We start from the raw sequence: 2,874 nt of genomic DNA on the forward strand, positions 1-2,874 counted from the left end.
CCTCCCCCCTGGCGGGGGAGGGACCGAGGGAGAGGGGGAGCCAATCGTCATCGCGGAAAACGGCGTCAACATGACCGTCGACTTCGTCGGCGGCCACAAGACCGGCTTCTACCTCGACCAGCGCGACAACCGCCGTCGCGTGGCGGAACTCGCGCCTGGCCGCCGCGTGCTCAACTGCTTCTGCTACACGGCGGGCTTCTCGCTGCAGGCGCTGACCGGCGGCGCGCGCGAAGTGGTGTCGATGGACAGCTCCGGTTCCGCGCTGGAAACCGCGCGGCGCAACCTCGCGCTCAATCCGCAACTCGACGCCGCGCGCGCGACGTGGGTCGAGGCCGATGTCTTCGCCGAGCTGCGCAACATGCGCGGCAGCGGCGAGCGCTTCGACCTGATCATCCTCGATCCGCCCAAGTTCGCCCACACCGCCGCGCACGCGGAGCGCGCCGCGCGCGCCTACAAGGACATCAACGTGCAGGCGTTCCATCTGCTGGCGCCGGGCGGCCTGCTGATGACGTATTCATGCTCCGGCGGCGTGTCGCCCGAACTGTTCCAGAAGATCGTCGCCGGCGCCGCGCTCGATGCCAGGCGCTCCGCGCGCATCGTGCAGCGCCTGCAAGGCGCCGCCGACCATCCGGTCGATCTGGCGTTTCCCGAAGGCGAATACCTGAAGGGGCTGCTGCTGCAGGTTGATTGATGGCGCGCTCTGTGCGCACTGTGTTGTAATACGCGCCCCATGCGCCGCTTCCTGCACCCGTTCCTTGCCCTGATCCTCTCGCTGCTGCTCGTCAGCGGGCAGCAGGCGGCGCTCGCCCACATGCTGGGTCACGCCGCAGGGCCTGCCGCGGTGCAGACTGCGCAGGGCGACGATGCCGATCACGGCGCGGCGCTGAGCCTGTCGCATGTCTGCACCACCTGCATCGCCTTTGCCGGCGTCGACGTGGCGCCTCCCGCGCCGCTGCTTCCCCCGGCGATCGCGGCGGGCAGCATCGCCGCGCCCGCTGCCGCCGTGCCGCCGGCGCCGACTCTTCGTTTCAGCGCGGCATTTCGCAGCCGCGCCCCGCCACCGCTCTAAAGCTACTTGACGTATTGCCGCACCGCTGGCTGCTGCCATGCGGTGTGCTTGTCATTTTCTTTGGAGCAACCATGAAACACTATTCATTGTCCGTGCTGGCCGCCTGTGGCGTGCTGGCCAGCGTTCCGGCCGCGGCGGCCGATGCCGACCTGCAGGTCCTGCGCGAGGAAATCGCGCAGATGAAAAAATCTTACGAGCAGCGCATCGACGCGCTGGAAAAGCGCCTCGCCAACGCCGAGTCGACGGCCGCCAGGGCCGCGCCGCCGGTCGATGCCGCCCCCGCCGTCGCGCGCGGCGCCGCGGCGGCCAACAGCTTCAATCCCGACATCTCGCTGATCCTGCAAGGCACGATGACGAAGATGCAGCGCGACCCGGCGAGCTGGACCCTGCAAGGCTTCGTGCCGGCCGGCGAGCCGGAGGAGGTCGGCCCGCCGCGGCGCAAGGGGCTCAGTCTTGGCGAAAGCGAGCTGGTCCTGTCGGCCAACGTCGACCCGAATTTCCGCGGCTACCTGAACCTCGCCCTCGCGCCGGACAACACGCTCGCGGTCGAGGAGGCCTATTTCCAGACGCTGGGACTCGGCAATGGCCTGACGCTCAAGGGCGGCCGCTTCCTTTCCGGCATCGGCTACCAGAATGACCAGCATCCGCATGGTTGGGATTTCGCCGATGCGCCGCTGGCCTATGCGGCATTTTTCGGCAACCGGCTGACGGCGGAAGGGCTGCAACTGAAGTGGCTGGCGCCGACCGACGCCTGGATCGAACTGGGCCTCGAAGCCGGCCGCGACAGCGGCTTTCCCGGCAGCGACCGCAACAAGAACGGCTCGGCGCTGGGCGCGGTGTTCGCGCGCACCGGCGGCGATGTCGGCGTCTCCAGCAGCTGGCGCGCGGGGCTGTCGGCGGTGGGCACCCATCCGGTCGATCGCGGTTACGCGCAGACCGACACCACGGGCAACGCCAACACGGTGGCCTTCTCCGGCAACAGCCGTACCGTCGGCGCCGACTTTGTCTGGAAGTGGGCGCCCGACGGCAACCCGAATGAACGCAATTTCAAGGTGCAGGCCGAAGCCTTCCACCGTGTCGAGAGCGGCGATCTGTCGTGTGTCGATACGGCCGGCGCAGGTGCGGGCCGATGTGGCGCGGGCATTTCCAACAGCTACAGCGCAACGCAGAGCGGCTTCTACGTGCAAGGCGTGTATCAGTTCATGCCGCGCTGGCGCGTCGGCTATCGCTATGACCGGCTCGATTCCGGCAATGCCTCGATCGGCCTCGTGAACAGCGGCGCATTGACCGCCGCCGACCTGCCGCAGTTCGCTGCATGGAAGCCGCGCCGCGACACCGTGATGATCGACTACGCCTCGTCCGAGTTCGCCCGCTTGCGCTTCCAGTTTGCGCGCGACGCTTCGCGCGGACCGGGGCTGACCGACAATCAGTTCTGGCTGCAGTACGTCATGAGCATAGGCGCCCACGGCGCCCATGCCTTCTGAGGAGACGACGATGAAGAGCTTTCTGATGATTCTTGCCGCGCTGCTGGCGCTGCCGGCCCAGGCGGCATTGAACGTGCTGGCCACCGTGCCGGAATGGGCGGCCCTGGCGCAGGAAATCGGCGGCGACAAAATCAAGGTGGCGTCGGTGACCACGGCCCTGCAGGACCCGCACCGGATCGAGGCGCGGCCCTCGCTGATCGCCCGCGCCCGCAACGCCGACCTGGTCGTCGCCACCGGCGCCGAGCTGGAAGTCGGCTGGCTGCCGGTGGTGCAGCGCGAATCGGGCAACGTCCGCATCCAGACCGGGCAGCCGGGCTACTT

The 2,874-nt window shown here is 68.4% G+C and carries 4 protein-coding genes; all 4 read left to right on the top strand.

Annotated elements, in window-relative coordinates:
• The coding region (locus WC493_RS22965; protein WP_373068923.1) for a class I SAM-dependent rRNA methyltransferase at positions 1-691 on the top strand (691 nt) is incomplete at its 5' end.
• A gap of 9 nt (positions 692-700) precedes the next feature.
• Complete coding sequence (locus WC493_RS22970; protein WP_373068929.1) at positions 701-1,069, top strand: DUF2946 family protein; 369 nt, start codon at positions 701-703, stop codon at positions 1,067-1,069.
• A gap of 71 nt (positions 1,070-1,140) precedes the next feature.
• A complete protein-coding gene (locus tag WC493_RS22975) occupies positions 1,141-2,553 on the top strand; it encodes a hypothetical protein (RefSeq protein ID WP_373068925.1) in 1,413 nt (470 codons plus the stop codon).
• 10 nt (positions 2,554-2,563) lie between these two features.
• Positions 2,564-2,874, top strand: a 311-nt coding sequence (locus WC493_RS22980; RefSeq protein ID WP_373068927.1) for a metal ABC transporter solute-binding protein, Zn/Mn family, incomplete at its 3' end; no start/stop codon positions are given.

The sequence above is a fragment of the Zavarzinia sp. genome (genome assembly GCF_041650655.1).
Classification (GTDB): Bacteria; Pseudomonadota; Alphaproteobacteria; order Zavarziniales; family Zavarziniaceae; genus Zavarzinia.

What these genes read in the sequence shown, in the direction of transcription:
- WC493_RS22975 (WP_373068925.1), top strand. Translation starts at nt 1,141, where the DNA reads ATGAAACACTATTCATTGTCCGTGCTGGCCGCCTGTGGCGTGCTGGCC.